The organism is Rhizobium aethiopicum (genome assembly GCF_014197535.1).
Classification (GTDB): domain Bacteria; phylum Pseudomonadota; class Alphaproteobacteria; order Rhizobiales; family Rhizobiaceae; genus Rhizobium; species Rhizobium aethiopicum_A.
Genome location: NZ_JACIFV010000001.1, coordinates 292,051 through 309,780, shown reverse-complemented (window position 1 = coordinate 309,780; position 17,730 = coordinate 292,051). Strand labels below are relative to the sequence as shown.

At 61.6% G+C, this 17,730-nt stretch carries 16 protein-coding genes; all 16 read left to right on the top strand.

The genetic code is table 11. From position 1 onward, the window contains the following. Positions 1-6: 6 nt before the first annotated feature. Entirely contained in the window at positions 7-609 is a 603-nt protein-coding gene (locus tag GGD53_RS01620) for an NADH-quinone oxidoreductase subunit C (protein WP_184452966.1), read from the top strand. 66 nt (positions 610-675) lie between these two features. Next, positions 676-1,866 carry an NADH-quinone oxidoreductase subunit D gene (locus GGD53_RS01615; protein ID WP_097598371.1) on the top strand — a complete coding sequence of 397 codons (1,191 nt, stop codon included), beginning with the start codon at positions 676-678 and terminating at the stop codon, positions 1,864-1,866. Next, positions 1,866-2,138: a hypothetical protein gene (locus tag GGD53_RS01610; protein ID WP_184452964.1), complete on the top strand. Its 273-nt coding sequence runs from the start codon at positions 1,866-1,868 to the stop codon at positions 2,136-2,138. Before GGD53_RS01615 ends, GGD53_RS01610 begins: the two co-directional genes overlap by 1 nt. 16 nt (positions 2,139-2,154) lie before the next feature. Continuing rightward, positions 2,155-3,318, top strand: coding sequence for an NADH-quinone oxidoreductase subunit E (locus GGD53_RS01605; protein WP_184452962.1), 1,164 nt, complete (start codon positions 2,155-2,157; stop codon positions 3,316-3,318). Positions 3,319-3,328: 10 nt separating this feature from the next. Next, a complete protein-coding gene (gene nuoF, locus GGD53_RS01600; protein ID WP_003558451.1) occupies positions 3,329-4,633 on the top strand; it encodes an NADH-quinone oxidoreductase subunit NuoF in 1,305 nt (434 codons plus the stop codon). 2 nt (positions 4,634-4,635) lie between these two features. Next, positions 4,636-5,313 (top strand): 5' DNA nuclease, encoded by a 678-nt coding sequence (locus tag GGD53_RS01595; RefSeq protein ID WP_184452960.1) that lies wholly within the window; start codon positions 4,636-4,638, stop codon positions 5,311-5,313. 223 nt (positions 5,314-5,536) lie between these two features. Further along, complete coding sequence (gene nuoG, locus GGD53_RS01590) at positions 5,537-7,618, top strand: NADH-quinone oxidoreductase subunit NuoG (protein WP_184452958.1); 2,082 nt, start codon at positions 5,537-5,539, stop codon at positions 7,616-7,618. 12 nt (positions 7,619-7,630) lie between these two features. Next, positions 7,631-8,674, top strand: a complete 1,044-nt coding sequence (gene nuoH, locus GGD53_RS01585) for an NADH-quinone oxidoreductase subunit NuoH (protein WP_064801830.1) — start codon at positions 7,631-7,633, stop codon at positions 8,672-8,674. Positions 8,675-8,714: 40 nt separating this feature from the next. Then, a complete protein-coding gene (gene nuoI / locus GGD53_RS01580; RefSeq protein ID WP_004680064.1) occupies positions 8,715-9,206 on the top strand; it encodes an NADH-quinone oxidoreductase subunit NuoI in 492 nt (163 codons plus the stop codon). A 141-nt stretch (positions 9,207-9,347) separates the two neighbouring features. Next, positions 9,348-9,962, top strand: a complete 615-nt coding sequence (locus tag GGD53_RS01575; RefSeq protein WP_184452956.1) for an NADH-quinone oxidoreductase subunit J — start codon at positions 9,348-9,350, stop codon at positions 9,960-9,962. 23 nt (positions 9,963-9,985) lie between these two features. Next, positions 9,986-10,294, top strand: coding sequence for an NADH-quinone oxidoreductase subunit NuoK (gene nuoK / locus GGD53_RS01570; RefSeq protein WP_184452954.1), 309 nt, complete (start codon positions 9,986-9,988; stop codon positions 10,292-10,294). A gap of 7 nt (positions 10,295-10,301) precedes the next feature. Beyond that, positions 10,302-12,302, top strand: coding sequence for an NADH-quinone oxidoreductase subunit L (nuoL, locus tag GGD53_RS01565; protein ID WP_184452952.1), 2,001 nt, complete (start codon positions 10,302-10,304; stop codon positions 12,300-12,302). Then, positions 12,302-13,813 (top strand): NADH-quinone oxidoreductase subunit M, encoded by a 1,512-nt coding sequence (locus GGD53_RS01560; protein ID WP_184452950.1) that lies wholly within the window; start codon positions 12,302-12,304, stop codon positions 13,811-13,813. The genes nuoL and GGD53_RS01560 overlap by 1 nt, the downstream gene beginning before the upstream one ends. 18 nt (positions 13,814-13,831) lie before the next feature. Beyond that, positions 13,832-15,277, top strand: a complete 1,446-nt coding sequence (nuoN, locus tag GGD53_RS01555; RefSeq protein ID WP_184452948.1) for an NADH-quinone oxidoreductase subunit NuoN — start codon at positions 13,832-13,834, stop codon at positions 15,275-15,277. After that, on the top strand, positions 15,277-16,041 hold the full coding sequence (locus GGD53_RS01550; RefSeq protein ID WP_184452946.1) for a biotin--[acetyl-CoA-carboxylase] ligase: 765 nt from the start codon (positions 15,277-15,279) through the stop codon (positions 16,039-16,041). The genes nuoN and GGD53_RS01550 overlap by 1 nt, the downstream gene beginning before the upstream one ends. Positions 16,042-16,058: 17 nt before the next feature. Further along, the gene (locus GGD53_RS01545) at positions 16,059-17,729 is read left to right on the top strand and encodes a ribonuclease J (protein WP_184452944.1); all 1,671 of its coding nucleotides are present in this window, start codon (positions 16,059-16,061) and stop codon (positions 17,727-17,729) included. Position 17,730: the final 1 nt, after the last annotated feature.

Below are 17,730 nucleotides of genomic sequence, written 5' to 3'. Positions count from 1 at the left end.
AGGCATATGAGTGAAGCCCTGACTGAGCTTGCCTCCTATCTTGGCGAAGCGCGCGGCAACCTGATCGCCGCTTCGCAGATGAAGTATGGCGAGCTGACGCTGACGGCGACGGGTGAAAACCTGATCCCGCTGCTGACCTTCCTGCGTGACGACGCCAAATGCGGTTTCGTCAACCTGATCGACATCTGCGGCGTCGACTGGCCGCAGCGCGAACTGCGTTTCGACGTCGTCTATCATCTGCTGTCGCCGAAGAAGAACCTGCGCATCCGCGTCAAGGTCGCGACCGACGAGGATACGCCGGTTCCGTCCGCCTGCGCCGTCTATCCCGGCGCCGACTGGTTCGAGCGTGAGACCTGGGACATGTACGGTGTGCTGTTCACCGGCCATCCGGACCTGCGCCGCATCCTGACCGACTACGGTTTCGAAGGCCACCCGCTGCGCAAGGACTTTCCGACGACCGGTTTCGTTGAAGTTCGCTATGACGATGCGGCGAAGCGCGTCGTCTACGAGCCGGTGGAACTGAAACAGGAATTCCGCAACTTCGACTTCATGTCGCCATGGGAAGGCACGGAATATGTGCTTCCTGGCGACGAAAAAGCGAAACAATAGTTCAAGGCGGCTGGCGGGCTCTGCGCCCGTCATTCACTGGTTATCTGAGAACGCGAGCCCATCGCCATGACCGAACATAACGTCCGTAACTTCAACATCAATTTCGGACCGCAGCATCCGGCGGCGCACGGCGTTCTTCGTCTTGTCCTGGAGCTTGACGGCGAAATTGTGGAGCGGGTCGATCCGCATATCGGCCTGCTGCACCGCGGCACCGAGAAGCTGATCGAGACCAAGACCTATCTTCAGGCCGTGCCCTATTTCGATCGCCTCGACTATGTCGCGCCGATGAACCAGGAGCATGCCTATGCGCTGGCCGTCGAAAAGCTGCTCGGCATCCAGATCCCGATCCGTGGCCAGCTGATCCGCGTGCTCTACTCGGAAATCGGCCGCATCCTCTCGCATCTCTTGAACGTCACGACGCAGGCCATGGACGTCGGCGCGCTGACACCGCCGCTCTGGGGCTTCGAAGAGCGCGAAAAGCTGATGGTGTTCTATGAACGCGCCAGCGGTTCGCGCATGCATGCGGCTTATTTCCGTCCGGGCGGCGTCCACCAGGATCTGCCGGAAAAGCTCGTGCAGGACATCGGCGACTGGTGCGATCCCTTCCTGAAGGCGCTCGATGACATCGACGATCTTTTGACCGGCAACCGTATCTTCAAGCAGCGCAACGTCGATATCGGCGTCGTCTCTCTGGAAGATTGCTGGGCCTGGGGCTTCTCCGGCGTCATGGTGCGTGGTTCGGGCGCTGCCTGGGACCTGCGTCGCGCCCAGCCTTACGAATGTTATTCCGATCTCGAATTCGACATCCCGATCGGCAAGAACGGCGACAATTACGACCGCTACCTGATCCGCATGATCGAGATGCGCCAATCGGTCCGCATCATGAAGCAGTGCGTCAATCGCCTGCTCTCGGATGCCAAGACCGGTCCTTTCTCGTCGATCGACGGTAAGGTCGTGCCGCCGAAGCGCGGCGAGATGAAGCGCTCGATGGAAGCGCTGATCCACCATTTCAAGCTCTACACCGAAGGCTACCATGTGCCGGCCGGCGAGGTTTATGCCGCCGTCGAGGCGCCGAAGGGCGAGTTCGGCGTCTATCTCGTCTCCGACGGCTCGAACAAGCCGTATCGCTGCAAGATCCGCGCTCCGGGTTACGCCCATCTGCAGGCGATGGACTTCATGTGCCGCGGCCACCAGCTTGCCGATGTCGCTGCTGTCCTTGGCTCGCTCGATATCGTCTTCGGCGAGGTGGACCGCTGATGCAGCTTCTGCCGCTGGCCGTCGCAATTCTTCTTGCGGCATCCGAGGTTTCGGCCCAGGAGGCCGACACCCTCGGCACGCCGCTGGGTCATAAGGAAGTGACGCCGCCGGGGCAGCAATCGTCCATGGGCGAGCTTTTGTCCAAGGGCTATCAGATCAAGGCCGCCGTTCCGAACGGCGGAAAATTCGTCGTATTTATGCAGAAAGACCAGTCGGCCTATGCCTGCGAAATGCAGTCTTTGACCGCTTCGCGGTGTGGAACCCTAAACTGACAAGGCGTGAGGAAGAATGTCCGTTCGTCGATTAGCCGAAGATCAATTTCAGCCTGCCGCATTCGCTTTCAGCGATGAAAATGCGGTCTGGGCGGACAAGACGATCCAGAAATACCCCGCCGGCCGCCAGCAATCGGCGGTCATTCCGCTGCTGATGCGGGCGCAGGAACAGGACGGCTGGGTCACGCGCGCGGCGATCGAAAAGATCGCCGACATGCTCGACATGGCCTATATCAGAGTGCTTGAGGTCGCGACCTTCTACACGCAGTTCCAGCTGCATCCCGTCGGCACGCGCGCCCACGTCCAGGTCTGCGGCACGACGCCCTGCATGCTGCGCGGTTCGGAAGCGCTGATGTCGGTCTGCAAGAGCAAGATCCACGCGCACCCCTTCGAACGCAATGCCGAAGGCACGCTCTCCTGGGAAGAGGTCGAATGTCTTGGCGCCTGCGTCAACGCCCCGATGGTGATGATTGGCAAGGACACCTACGAGGATCTGACGCCCGAACGTCTCGAAGAGATCATCGAAACCTTTGCCGCCGGCAATGGCGCGAGCATCAAGCCGGGCACCCAGATCGACCGGATATTCTCAGCACCTGAAGGCGGCCCGACCTCGCTGACGACGGAAGAGCCGAAGGCAAGGACACGCGCCAAGAAGACCGATGCCGAAAGCGTGTCGGCGCCGACCGACGGCGCGCCGATCCCGCCCTCCGAGGCCGGCCGCCCGAAGAGCACCGATGCCGAGACCAATGCGACCTTGAAGACGCCGGCAACGGCGCCGAAGGCAGCTGCGAAAAACGCCAAGGCAGCCGAGCAGCAGCCGGTTTCCGGCACGGCGCCTGCCGAGCCGGCGCCCGCTGCCGCCAAGGCGGAAGCCGCCCCGGCGGCCAAGCCAAGCCTGACCGACAAGAACCGTCCGGCCGGCATCGAAAAGCCCGCAGCACCGGATGACCTGAAGATGATCTCCGGCGTCGGTCCGAAGATCGAGGCGACATTGAATGAAATCGGCATCTTCACCTTCTCGCAGGTCGCAGGCTGGAAGAAGGCCGAGCGCGAATGGGTCGATGGCTACCTGAATTTCCGCGGCCGCATCGAGCGTGACGACTGGGTCAAGCAGGCCAAGGCGCTCGCCAAGGGCGGCGAAGCGGAATATATCAAGGTCTTCGGCAAGAAGCCGCGGTAAGAGGTGAAGCATGTTACAAGATAAAGACCGCATCTTTACCAACATCTACGGCCTCAAGGACAAGTCCCTGAAGGGCGCGATGAGCCGCGGCCATTGGGATGGCACCAAGCAGATCCTCGAAAAAGGCCGCGACTGGATCATCAACGAGATGAAGGCCTCTGGCCTTCGCGGCCGCGGCGGCGCCGGCTTCCCCACGGGCCTCAAATGGTCCTTCATGCCGAAGGAAAGCGACGGCCGCCCGCATTACCTCGTCGTCAATGCCGACGAATCGGAGCCCGGCACCTGCAAGGACCGCGACATCATGCGCCACGATCCGCACACGCTGATCGAGGGCTGCGTCGTTGCGAGTTTCGCCATGGGCGCCAATGCCGCCTACATCTATGTGCGCGGCGAATATATCCGCGAGCGCGAAGCGCTGCAGGCGGCGATCGACGAATGTTATGATTACGGCCTGCTCGGCAAGAACAACAAACTCGGCTGGGACATGGACATCTTCGTCCATCACGGCGCCGGCGCATATATCTGCGGCGAGGAAACCGCGCTGCTCGAAAGCCTGGAAGGCAAGAAGGGCCAGCCACGCCTGAAGCCGCCGTTCCCTGCCAATATGGGCCTCTACGGCTGCCCGACGACCGTCAACAACGTCGAATCGATCGCCGTCGCGCCGACGATCTTGCGCCGCGGCGCCGGTTGGTTCTCCGCCATCGGTCGTCCGAACAATGTCGGCACCAAGCTGTTCATGCTCTCCGGCCACGTCAACAAGCCGTGCACGGTCGAAGAGGAAATGGGCATCACCTTCCGCGAGCTGGTCGACCGCCATGCCGGCGGCATCCGCGGCGGTTGGGACAATCTGCTCGCCGTCATTCCGGGCGGCGCATCCTGCCCGATCGTTCCGGCCAAGGACATCATCGACTGCCCGATGGATTTCGACGGCCTGCGCGGCGTCGGTTCCTCCTTCGGCACGGCCGCCGCGATCGTCATGGACAAGTCCACCGACGTCATCAAGGCGATCGCCCGCATCTCCGCCTTCTTCAAGCATGAGAGCTGCGGCCAGTGCACGCCCTGCCGTGAAGGCACCGGCTGGATGTGGCGCGTGATGGAGCGCATGGCCAAGGGCAATGCCCAGAAGCGCGAAATCGACATGCTGTTTCAGGTGACGAAGCAGATCGAAGGTCACACCATCTGCGCCCTCGGCGACGCCGCCGCATGGCCGGTGCAGGGCCTGATCCGTAACTTCCGTCCCGAGATCGAAAAGCGCATCGACCAGTATACGGCAAGTGCGCTGGACCACGGCGCGGTTCTGGAGGCGGCTGAATAATCATGGCGGCATCGAAGAGTGGAAAGAAGGAAGGGACCGCCGATTTCGCGGCCGGCTTCGGCCGTCTTGCCGCCGAGATGCTGGAAAACGCCCAGGCAATGCCTGTGCATCCGCTGATGGCGCACCCTGCCGCAGCCTTTGCCGCCGCAACGGCAATCGGCTTTGGCTTCTCGACGCAGATGGCGGGCGCCTTTTTCGGAGCCTTCCAGGGCGCTCTGGAAACCACCGGCAAGCTCGCGGCCGCCCTCGATGACACGCCGCCGGACGAACCGGCGCCCGCAGTCGATATCCGGCCGGAGAACATCCGCCCGGCCGTCAGGGCTTTCAGCAAGCCCGTGGCCGACAAGCCGGCGGTCGAGAGGAAGGCTGTGCCGACGCTGACAGTCGTCAAGTCGGCGAGCGAGCCGACCCCGGCAAGCCAGCCAAAGCCCGACGTGAAGGTGAAACCAGTTCAGCGGGCTGCAAAGGCTGACGATCTCAAGCTGATTGCCGGCATCGGTCCGAAGCTGGAGCAGGTGTTGAACACCAAAGGCATTCGAGGCTTCGCCGAGATAGCCGCCTGGACCGACGACGATATCGCCCGGCTCGACGCCGAGCTCGGCCTTAGCGGCCGCATCGCGCGCGACGACTGGATTGGTCAGGCGAAGGTTCTGGCGGGGCGGGGCCGCAGAAGGAAATGAACTGTCCGGCCGTGCAAACCGGCCGGAGATAGGGCGGATCGGCGCAGAGGCGGGGGCCTCACGCTGCAGATGCCGGTGCGGGTTCCGCGTCTGGAACGCGCGACAGACAATTTGGGCGACATCAGATGCCGGCAGGACGAAAGATCCGGCTCGGCAAAGAGAATGTTGCAAAAACAGGTTTGTTTGCCGTCATCAGGCAAACGGGAAACAGGACTGAGCGACGATGGCAAAACTGAAGATTGACGGCAACGAGATCGAAGTTCCGGATCATTTCACGCTATTGCAGGCGTGTGAGGATGCCGGCGCCGAAGTTCCGCGCTTCTGCTTCCACGAGCGCCTGTCGGTTGCCGGCAACTGCCGCATGTGCCTTGTCGAGGTGAAGGGCGGCCCGCCGAAGCCGCAGGCTTCCTGCGCCATGAGCGTGCGCGACATCCGCGGCGGCCCGAACGGCGAACTGCCGGAGGTCTTCACCAACACGCCGATGGTCAAGAAGGCCCGCGAAGGCGTGATGGAGTTCCTGCTGATCAATCATCCGCTTGATTGCCCGATCTGCGACCAGGGCGGCGAATGCGACCTGCAGGATCAGGCGATGGCCTTCGGCATCGACACCTCCCGCTACCAGGAAGACAAGCGCGCCGTCGAGGACAAATATATCGGCCCGCTTGTCAAGACGGTGATGAACCGCTGCATTCATTGCACGCGCTGCGTCCGCTTTACCACCGAGGTCGCCGGTATTTCCGAACTCGGCCTGATCGGTCGCGGCGAGGATGCCGAGATCACCACCTATCTCGAACAGGCGATGACCTCCGAACTGCAGGGCAACGTCGTCGACCTCTGCCCGGTCGGCGCGCTCACCTCCAAGCCCTTCGCCTTCACGGCGCGCCCCTGGGAATTGAACAAGACCGAATCGATCGACGTCATGGATGCCGTCGGTTCGGCGATTCGCGTCGACACCCGTGGCCGTGAGGTCATGCGCATCCTGCCGCGTGTCAACGAGGCGATCAACGAAGAATGGATTTCCGACAAGAGCCGCTTCATCTGGGACGGCCTAAAGACGCAGCGCCTCGACCGGCCTTACGTCCGTCGCGACGGCCGCCTGCAGCCGGCGAGCTGGGCCGAGGCCTTCGGCGCCATCAAGGCTGCTGTGAGCGCCACTTCAGGTGAGAAGATCGGCGCGATCGCTGGCGATCTCGCTTCCGTCGAGGAAATGTATGCGCTCTCCGAACTGGTCAAGTCTCTGGGCTCTGCCAATCTCGACTGTCGTCAGGATGGGGCGGCACTCGATCCGTCGCTCGGCCGTGCAAGCTACCTCTTCAACCCGACGATTGCAGGCATCGACCAGGCCGACGCGCTGCTGATCATCGGCGCCAATCCGCGTTTCGAGGCGGCTATCCTCAACGCCCGCATTCGCAAGCGCTGGCGCCGCGGCAAGTTCCCGATCGGCGTGATCGGTGAGCCCGGCGAACTGCGTTACAGCTATGACTATCTCGGCGGTGGTCCCGACACACTGAAGGATCTGGTCGACGGCGGTCATGCCTTCGCTGATGTTCTGAAGAATGCCGCCAAGCCGATGATCATCATCGGCCAGGGCGCGCTGTCGCGCAGCGACGGTGCCGGCGTTCTCGCAAGCGCCGCCAGGCTTGCCGGTTCGGTCGGCGCGGTCGTCGAAGGCTGGAACGGCTTTGCCGTCCTCCACACCGCCGCTTCGCGCGTCGGCGGCCTCGACCTCGGCTTCGTACCCGGTGCCAAAGGTGTCAGCGCCGCCGAGATGCTGACGGCAATGGACGTGCTCTTCCTGCTTGGCGCCGACGAACTCGACTTCACCGCCAAGAAGGCCAAGCTCACCGTCTATATCGGCTCGCACGGCGATAACGGCGCCCACCATGCCGACGTCATCCTGCCGGCCGCAGCCTATACCGAAAAGTCCGGCACCTGGGTCAATACCGAAGGCCGCGTCCAGATGGGCAACCGCGCAGGCTTTGCGCCGGGCGATGCCCGCGAGGACTGGGCGATCATCCGCGCCCTGTCCGACGTGCTCGGTAAGAAGCTTCCCTTCGATTCGCTGAGCGAGTTGCGTGGCCGGCTCTATGCCGCTTTCCCGCATTTCGCCGCCATCGACGAGATCGCCGAAACCGATAGCGCCCAAATTGCCGCAGTCGCGAAAAAAGCCGGCAAGATGAACAAGTCAGGGTTTGCGTCGCCGGTCAAAGACTTCTATTTGACGAACCCGATAGCGCGCGCCTCGGCTGTCATGGCCGAGTGCTCGGCATTGGCCCGCAACAACTTCAAAGTCGCGGCAGAGTAAGGGCAGGAACTCATGGATTCTTTCTTCTCAACCTATGTCTGGCCGGGGATCATCATGATCGGTCAGTCGCTGCTGCTTCTCGTCTGCCTGCTCGTCTTCATCGCTTATGTGCTGCTTGCCGATCGCAAGATCTGGGCGGCCGTGCAGCTGCGCCGCGGTCCGAACGTCGTCGGTCCCTTCGGCCTGTTCCAGTCCTTCGCCGACCTTCTGAAATTCGTCTTCAAGGAGCCGATCATTCCGGCTGGCGCCAACAAGGCGGTGTTCCTGCTCGCTCCGCTGGTGACGGTGCTTCTGGCGCTGTCGACCTGGGCGGTGGTGCCGCTCGCCGACGGCTGGGTGATCGCCAACATCAATGTCGGTATCCTCTATATCTTTGCGATCTCCTCGCTCGAAGTCTATGGCATCATCATGGGCGGTTGGGCGTCGAACTCGAAATATCCGTTCCTCGGCGCGCTGCGCTCGGCCGCACAGATGGTGTCCTATGAAGTCTCCATCGGCTTCGTCATTGTCACCGTTCTGCTCTGCGTCGGATCGCTCAACCTGACCGACATCGTCAATGCGCAGCACAATGGCCTCGGCACCATGCTCGGCCTACCGGCCTCGTTCCTCGACTGGCACTGGCTGTCGCTGTTCCCGATGTTCATCGTCTTCTTCATCTCAGCGCTTGCCGAGACGAACCGTCCGCCTTTCGACCTGCCGGAAGCCGAATCGGAACTGGTTGCCGGCTTCATGGTCGAATACGGTTCCTCGCCATACATGATGTTCATGCTTGGGGAATATGCGGCCGTCTGCCTGATGTGCTCGCTGACGACGATCCTCTTCCTCGGCGGTTGGCTGCCTCCGGTCGATATCTGGATCCTCAACTGGGTCCCCGGCATCATCTGGTTCATGCTGAAGGCCTGCTTCGTGTTCTTCATGTTCGCGATGGTCAAAGCCTTCGTCCCGCGCTACCGCTACGACCAGCTCATGCGCCTCGGCTGGAAGGTCTTCCTGCCGCTGTCGCTCGCCATGGTCATCATCGTTGCATTCGTGCTGAAACTGATGGGATGGGCATAATGATCCCAGCTCTCGTTTCCGGCAAAATTGGAGGTTGAAGATGGCAAGCTTGTCCAGCTCCATCAACTCGCTGTTCCTCAAGGAATTCTTCGGCGCGTTCTTTCTGTCGATGCGCTATTTCTTCCGCCAGAAGGCGACCATCAATTACCCCTTCGAAAAGGGCCCGGTCTCCCCGCGCTTCCGCGGCGAGCATGCGCTGCGCCGTTATCCGAACGGCGAGGAACGCTGCATCGCCTGCAAGCTCTGCGAGGCGATCTGTCCTGCCCAGGCGATCACCATCGAGGCCGGTCCGCGCCGCAACGACGGCACACGCCGCACCGTGCGCTACGACATCGATATGGTGAAGTGCATCTATTGCGGCTTCTGCCAGGAAGCCTGCCCGGTCGACGCGATCGTCGAAGGTCCGAATTTCGAATTTGCGACGGAAACCCGCGAAGAGCTCTATTTCGACAAGGCGCGCCTTCTGGATAACGGGGACCGGTGGGAGCGTGAAATCGCCCGCAACATTGCGATCGACTCGCCGTACCGCTGATTGAGATCTGAAATGCCGCGATGGAGCTGCTCGCTCCCGTCGCGGTCAATATGCACAGGAGCTTTGCCGGCGAGTGCCGCGAAGCTCCATCGGGCAGGGAAAACTCCCGGCTGCCCGGGGGAAGATGAAAAAGGCACCAACATGGGTCTGCAGGCTCTATTTTTCTACCTTTTCGCCTTTGTCGCGGTGGCGTCGGCGTTCATGGTCATCTGGGCGAAGAACCCGGTTCACTCGGTTCTGTTCCTGATCCTGGTGTTCTTCAACGCGGCCGGCCTGTTCCTGCTGCTCGGCGCCGAGTTCCTGGCGATGATCCTGCTCGTCGTCTATGTCGGCGCCGTCGCCGTCCTCTTCCTCTTCGTAGTGATGATGCTCGACATCGACTTCACCGAATTGAGGGCAGGCGTGCTCGAATATGCGCCGATCGGCGGGTTGATCGGGATCATCCTGGCGGCCGAGTTGATCGTCGTCATCGGCGGCAGCGTCATCTCGCCTGAGATCGCCAAATCAGTCGCCATGCCGATCCCGGCGCTCACCGAGCGCACGAATACGGCCGCTCTCGGCGACGTGCTTTACACCAACTACGTCTATTTCTTCCAGATTGCCGGCCTGGTGCTGCTGGTCGCCATGATCGGCGCGATCGTGCTGACGCTGAGGCATCGCACCAACATCAAGCGGCAGAATATTTCCAGGCAGGTTGCCCGCACGCCCGCCACCGCCGTCGAGGTGGTTACGGTCAAGCCGGGGCAGGGCGTCTAAAGGCAGGTCAAGGAACAAAGAACATGGTCATCGGACTTTCCCACTACCTGACGGTCAGCGCCATCCTCTTCACGCTCGGCGTTTTCGGTATCTTCCTGAACCGGAAGAACGTCATCGTCATCCTGATGTCGGTCGAACTGATCCTGCTTGCCGTCAACATCAACATGGTCGCCTTCTCTCACTTCCTGAACGACATTGTCGGTCAGGTCTTCGCGCTGCTCATTCTGACGGTTGCGGCTGCCGAAGCGGCGATCGGTCTTGCAATTCTCGTTGTCTTCTACCGCAACCGCGGCTCGATCGCGGTCGAAGACGTCAATATGATGAAGGGCTGAGTGGCTCATGTTCCTCTATAAGGCTATTGTCTTTCTTCCCTTGATCGGCGCGATCGTCGCCGGCCTTTTCGGCCGCGCCATTGGCGCCAAGGCTTCGGAATATGTCACCAGCGGCCTGATGATCATCGCTGGCATCCTCTCCTGGATCGTCTTCTTCAACGTCGGCATGGGCCATCTCGAAGGCGGGCCGATCAGGGTCGAGGTGCTGCGCTGGATCCAGTCCGGCGGCATTGACGTCTCCTGGTCGCTGCGCGTGGATACGCTCACCTCAGTCATGCTGATCGTGGTCAACACGGTCTCGACGCTGGTGCATATCTATTCGATCGGCTACATGCATACCGATCCGCATCGCCCGCGCTTCTTTGCCTATCTCTCGCTCTTCACCTTCGCCATGCTGATGCTGGTGACGGCCGACAATCTTGCCCAGATGTTCTTCGGCTGGGAAGGCGTCGGTCTCGCCTCCTATCTGCTGATCGGCTTCTGGTTCAAGAAACCGTCGGCGACAGCCGCGGCAATGAAGGCATTCATCGTCAACCGCGTCGGCGACTTCGGTTTCGTGCTCGGCATTGCCGGCGTCTTCGTGCTGTTCGGTTCAATCAACCTCGATACGATCTTCGCCAATGCATCGAACTTCGCCCCGCATGAAGGCGGCGGCGAGGCGAGCGAAGTGATCCTCAACCTCTTCGGCATGCAGCTCGACAAGGCGCATGCGCTGACCGGCATCTGCCTGCTGCTGTTCATGGGCGCCATGGGCAAGTCGGCGCAGTTCCTGCTGCACACCTGGCTGCCGGACGCGATGGAAGGCCCGACCCCGGTCTCGGCCCTCATCCATGCCGCCACCATGGTCACCGCCGGCGTCTTCCTCGTCGCCCGCATGTCGCCGCTCTTCGAACTGTCGCCGGACGCACTGACCGTCGTTACCGTGATCGGCGCGATCACCGCCTTCTTCGCGGCAACCGTCGGCCTGGTCCAGAACGACATCAAGCGCGTCATCGCCTATTCCACCTGCTCGCAGCTCGGCTACATGTTCGTGGCGCTGGGGGTAGGGGCCTACGGCGCAGCGATCTTCCATCTGTTCACGCACGCCTTCTTCAAGGCGCTGCTCTTCCTGTGCGCCGGCTCGGTCATCCATGCCGTCGATGGCGAGCAGGACATGCGCTACATGGGTGGCCTGTATCCTCACATCAAAGTTACCGCCGGCCTCATGATCATCGGCACGCTGGCGATCACCGGCGTTGGCATCCCCTTCACGCCGTTCGGCCTTGCCGGCTTCTTCTCCAAGGACGTGATCATCGAGGCGACCTATGCATCGCACTCGCCGGTCGCGGGCTTCGCCTTCTCGCTTCTGGTCATTGCGGCTCTTTTCACGAGCTTCTATTCCTGGCGCCTGATCTTCATGACCTTCTTCGGCAAGCCGCGCGCATCGCATGAGGTCATGCACCACGTCCATGAGTCGCCGCAAGTTATGCTGGTGCCGCTCTATCTACTCGCAGTTGGAGCGGTTTTGGCCGGCTACTTCTTCGAGGGCCGGTTCTACGGCGAGGAATATGCCGAGTTCTGGAAGGGCGCGCTCTTTACCGGCGCCGAAAACGAACTCGTCGAAGAATTCCACCACGTGCCGGCGCTCGTGGGCTTGAGCCCCTTCATCGCCATGGTGCTCGGCTTCGTCATTGCCTGGTACATGTATATCCGCTCGCCGCAGACGCCGCGCGTCCTCGCCAAGCAGCATCGGGTGCTCTACCACTTCCTGCTCAACAAGTGGTATTTCGACGAACTTTACGACTTCCTCTTCGTCCGCACGGCGAGGGCGCTTGGCCGTTTCCTGTGGAAGAAGGGTGACGTCGGCGTCATCGATACCTATGGCCCGAATGGTGTGGCCGCCCGCGTCGTCGCCGTCACCGACCGCGTCGTCCGCCTGCAGACCGGTTACCTCTATCACTATGCCTTCGCCATGCTGATCGGCATTGCGGCGCTTGTTACCTGGATGATGCTCGGGAGTTCCTTCTGATGACCGATTGGCCTATTCTTTCAACGGTCACCTTCCTGCCGCTCGCCGGCGTGGTGCTCCTGCTCTTGATGAATGGCGACAGCGAAAGCGGCCGAAAGAACGTGCTGGGGATCTCGCTGTTCACCACCGTCTTCACCTTCATCGTCTCGCTCGTCATCTGGATCGGCTTCGACAATGCCAATCCCGGCTTCCAGATGGTCGAAAAGCATGACTGGCTCGGCACCGGCATTGGCTACCACGTCGGCGTCGACGGCATCTCGATGCTGTTCGTCATCCTGACGACCTTCCTCATGCCCTTCTGCGTGCTGGCCAGCTGGCTCTCGATCGAAAAGCGCCTGAAGGAATACATGATCGCCTTCCTCATCCTGGAAACGATGATGGTGGGGGTTTTCGTCTCGCTCGATATCGTGCTCTTCTACGTCTTCTTCGAAGCGGGCCTCATCCCGATGTTCCTGATTATCGGCGTCTGGGGCGGAAGAGATCGTGTCTATGCGAGCTACAAGTTCTTCCTCTACACGCTGCTCGGCTCGGTGCTGATGCTGCTCGCCATCATGGCGATGTACTGGCAGGCCGGCACGACCGATATTACCGCGCTGCTCGCCTACAAGTTCCCGCCGGCGCTGCAGACCTGGCTCTGGCTTGCCTTCTTTGCCTCCTTCGCGGTGAAGATGCCGATGTGGCCGGTTCATACCTGGCTTCCGGATGCGCACGTTCAGGCGCCGACGGCGGGCTCGGTGATCCTGGCCGGCGTGCTCCTGAAGCTCGGCGGCTACGGTCTCATCCGCTTCTCGCTCGGCATGTTCCCCGTCGCCTCCGACTATTTCGCGCCGCTGGTCTTCGCCATGTCGGTCATCGCCATCATCTACACCTCGCTGGTGGCGATGATGCAGGATGATATCAAGAAGCTGATCGCCTATTCCTCCGTGGCGCACATGGGCTACGTGACCATGGGCATCTTCGCCGCCAACATGCAGGGTGTTCAGGGGTCGATCTTCCAGATGCTGTCGCACGGCATTGTCTCCGGCGCGCTCTTCCTCTGCGTCGGCGTCGTCTATGACCGTACCCACACCCGCGAGATCAACGCTTATGGCGGCCTCGTCAACAACATGCCGAAATATGCCGTGGCGATGATGGTCTTCACCATGGCCAATGTCGGACTTCCCGGCACGTCGGGCTTCATCGGCGAATTCCTGACGCTGATCGGCGTCTTCCGCGTCAACACCTGGGTCGCGCTCTTTGCCGCCACCGGCGTCATTCTCTCGGCCGCCTATGCGCTCTGGCTCTATCGCCGCGTAATCTTCGGCGCCCTGGAGAAGGAAAAGCTGAAGGCGCTGCTCGATCTTTCCAGACGCGAACAGCTGATCCTCTATCCGCTGGTAGCGCTGACCATTTTCTTCGGCGTTTATCCGGCTCCGGTCTTCGATGCGACGGCCGCCTCGGTGGATCTGCTGGTCAACAACTACACGGCCGCCGTGCACGCAGCGCAGAACGTTGCGCTGTCTATGAAATGATGACGGGACTTATCGGACATGACCGCTGAAACAATTCTCCTCAGTCTGCATCTTTCCGCGCCGGAGCTCATCCTCGCGGTCGGCGCCCTGGTCCTGTTGATGGTCGGCGTCTTCTCAGGCGAGCGGTCGGGCCTTGTCGTCACCGGCCTCGCCATCGTCCTGCTGCTCGCATCCGGCCTGTGGCTGCTCTTCGTGCCGGCGGAAGGCCTCGCCTTCGGCGGCGTCTACATGGCTGACGGCTTCTCGCGCTTCATGAAGCTGGTGGCGCTCATCGGTTCGCTGGTCGCCCTGTTCATGACGATGGGGCACGCCCGCGAAAATCAGCTCGACAAGTTCGAGTTCCCGGTTCTGCTGGTGCTTGCGACCCTCGGCATCCTGCTGATGATCTCGGCCAACGACCTGATTTCGCTCTATCTTGCGCTGGAACTGCAGTCGCTGGCGCTTTATGTCGTCGCCGCGATCAACCGCGACAGCCTGAAGTCGACCGAAGCCGGCCTGAAATATTTCGTGCTCGGCGCGCTGTCCTCCGGCATGCTGCTCTACGGCATGTCGCTGGTCTACGGCTTCACCGGCCATACCCATTTCGCCGAGATCGCCCAGGCGCTTTCGGTCGAGGGCGCGCGTTCGCTCGGCCTCGTCTTCGGCTTGGTCTTCATCCTCGCCGGCATCGCCTTCAAGATCTCGGCCGTTCCCTTCCACATGTGGACGCCGGACGTTTATGAAGGCGCGCCGACGCCGGTCACCGCCTTCCTTGCCGCAGCCCCTAAGGTTGCCGCCATGGCGATGATGACACGCATGGTTATCACCGCTTTCCAGCCGGTTCTGGCCGACTGGCAGCAGGTCGTCGTCTTCATCTCGATCGCCTCGATGCTGCTCGGCTCGTTCGCCGCGATCGGCCAGAAGAACATCAAGCGACTGATGGCCTATTCTTCGATCGGCCACATGGGTTATGCGCTGGTCGGCCTTGCCGCCGGCAACCAGACCGGTGTTTCCGGTGTCATGCTTTACATGGTCATTTACATGATCATGACGCTCGGCACCTTTGCGATCATCATGTCGATGCGCCGCAAGGACGGCACCGTCGTCGAAAACGTCGACGATCTCGCCGGCCTTTCCACAACCAACCCGTTCATGGCTGTGGTGCTGACGGCGCTGATGTTCTCGCTCGCGGGCATTCCGCCGCTCGCCGGTTTTTTTGCCAAGTACTTCGTCTTTGTTGCTGCGATCGAAGCCAAGCTTTATGCGCTTGCCATCATCGGCGTTCTCGCCTCGGTCGTCGGCGCTTACTATTATCTGCGCGTCATCAAGCTGATGTGGTTCGATGAGGCGACCGGCGAATTCGCCCGTGTCTCTTCTTCCCTGCGGCTGGTCTTCGGTCTCTCCGGTCTCTTCGTCACCGCCTATGTGCTCATCGGCGGCCCGATCGGTGGCGCGGCAGAGCTTGCCGCCGCGACGCTCTTCTGATGGCCTCCGACGGACGACGCCGGATATCGCTCGGCGATATCAGGCATGAGGCTCTGTCGGAAACATCGTCCACCAATAGCGAATGCCTCGCCCGAGCCCGGGCGGGGGATCCCGGCAATCTCTGGGTGACGGCCGAAAGGCAGACCGGCGGCCGCGGCCGTCGCGGCAGGCTCTGGGTTTCCGAACGCGGCAATCTCTACGCGTCTCTTCTGCTGATCGACCCGGCGCCGATGGAGCGCCTCGGCTCGCTGCCGCTGGCGGTTGCCGTTGCCGTTCACCAGGCCATCCGCAGCGTACTGCCGCCTGGCGGCGAACCGCTTGAGGTCAAATGGCCGAACGATATTCTCATCGGCAGAAAAAAGACCTGCGGCATCCTGGTCGAAGGCGAAGGGCTGCCGGATGGCCGTTATGCGCTGATCGTCGGCATCGGCATCAATGTCTCGGTCATGCCGGACAATCCGCTTTATCCCGTCACCTGCCTGCGCCAGCATGCGAGCGCGGCTTCGCCGGAGGAACTCTTCGCTCATCTCTTCGCGGCGATGGCGGATGTGCTCGAAATTTGGGATCAGGGCCGCGGCATTGCCGAGATCACTGCGCGCTGGCGCGCCATCGCCTGTGGCGTCGGGGAAAAGATCACGGTCAATTTACCGGACCGGTCGATTTCCGGACAATTCGCCGGGATTGATGATAATGGCTTGTTGATGCTCGATACCGGCGCTGGCAGGATCATGTCTATTGCCGCCGGTGATGTGTTTTTTGGATAGCGGAAAAAACGAAAATTATGGCGAAACAGGACGAATTGGTATTCCTGCCTTTGGGTGGCGTAGGCGAGATCGGGATGAATCTTGCCCTTTACGGCTACGGCCCGCCCGAGCATCGCCAGTGGATCATGGTCGATTGCGGCGTCACTTTTCCCGGACCTGACCTGCCGGGCGTCGATCTCGTACTGCCCGATATCCGCTTCCTCGCCAGCGAGCGCAAGAACCTCAAGGCGATCATCATCACCCATGCCCATGAAGACCATTACGGGGCGCTTGCCGACCTCTGGCCGGGCCTCAACGTTCCGGTTTTCGCTTCGGCCTTTACATCGGGCTTGCTTGAAGCCAAACGCAACTTCGAGAAGGCGACGATCGGCGAAGTGCCGGTGACGCCGTTCAAGGCGGGCGATACGATCAATGTCGGCCCCTTCAGCATCGAAGGTGTGGCCGTCAACCATTCGATCCCCGAGCCGATGTCGCTGATGATCCGCACGCCGGCCGGCAACATCATCCATACGGGGGACTGGAAAATCGATCACGAGCCTTCGCTCGGGCCCCTGACCGATGAGACTCGCTTCCGCCAGCTCGGCGACGAGGGCGTGCTGGCGCTGATGTGCGATTCCACCAATGCCCTGCGCGACGGTGTTTCGCCCTCCGAGAAGGATGTGTCGGAAAGCCTGCGCAAAATCATCGAGGATGCCGAGGGCCGGGTGGCGATCACGACCTTCTCGTCGAATGTCGGGCGTATTCGCACCGTAGCCGAGGCTGCCGAGGCGGCCGGCCGCGAAGTGCTGTTGCTCGGCAGCTCGCTGAAGCGCGTCGTCGATGTCGCTAGCGATATCGGCCTGATGGAAGGCGTCAAACCTTTCATCTCCGAGGAGGAGTACGGCTATATCCCGCGCGACAAGGTCGTCGTCATCCTGACCGGCAGCCAGGGCGAAGCGCGGGCAGCTCTTGCCAAGCTCTCCCGTGACGAGATGCGCAACGTGGCCTTTGCGGCAGGCGATATTGTCGTCTTTTCCTCGCGTGCCATTCCCGGCAACGAGAAGGCGATCCAGGATATCAAGAACGGCCTCGTCGAACAGGGCGTGCATATCATCACCGATACCGAGGCACTCGTCCACGTCTCCGGCCATCCGCGCCGCAACGAGTTGCAGAGGATGTATGAGTGGACCCGGCCGAAAATCGTCGTGCCGGTGCATGGCGAGGCGACGCATCTGACGGCGCATAAGGAGCTGGCCGAGCAATCCGGCATCGCGATCGTGCCGCGGGTGCGCAACGGCGATATCCTGCGGCTGGCGCCAGGGCCGGTCGAGGTGATCGGCGAAGCACCGCATGGCCGTATCTACAAGGACGGCCTCCTGATCGGCGATTTCGACGAAATGGGCATCGGCGAGCGCAAGAAACTCTCCTATGTCGGCCATGTCGCGGTCAACGTCGTGCTCGACGCGCGTTATGACATTCTCGGCGATCCCGATCTCGTCTCGATCGGCCTGCCGGTTTATGACGACGAAGGCGAGGAGATGGAAGACACGCTCTACGATGCGGCGATCAGCGCCATCGAAAGCATTCCTCGCGCCCGCCGCAAGGATATCGACATGCTGCAGGAGGCCGTGCGCCGTGCCATCCGCGCGGCCGCAAATCACGCCTGGGGCAAAAAGCCCATTGTCACCGCCTTCGTCACCAAGGTCTGAC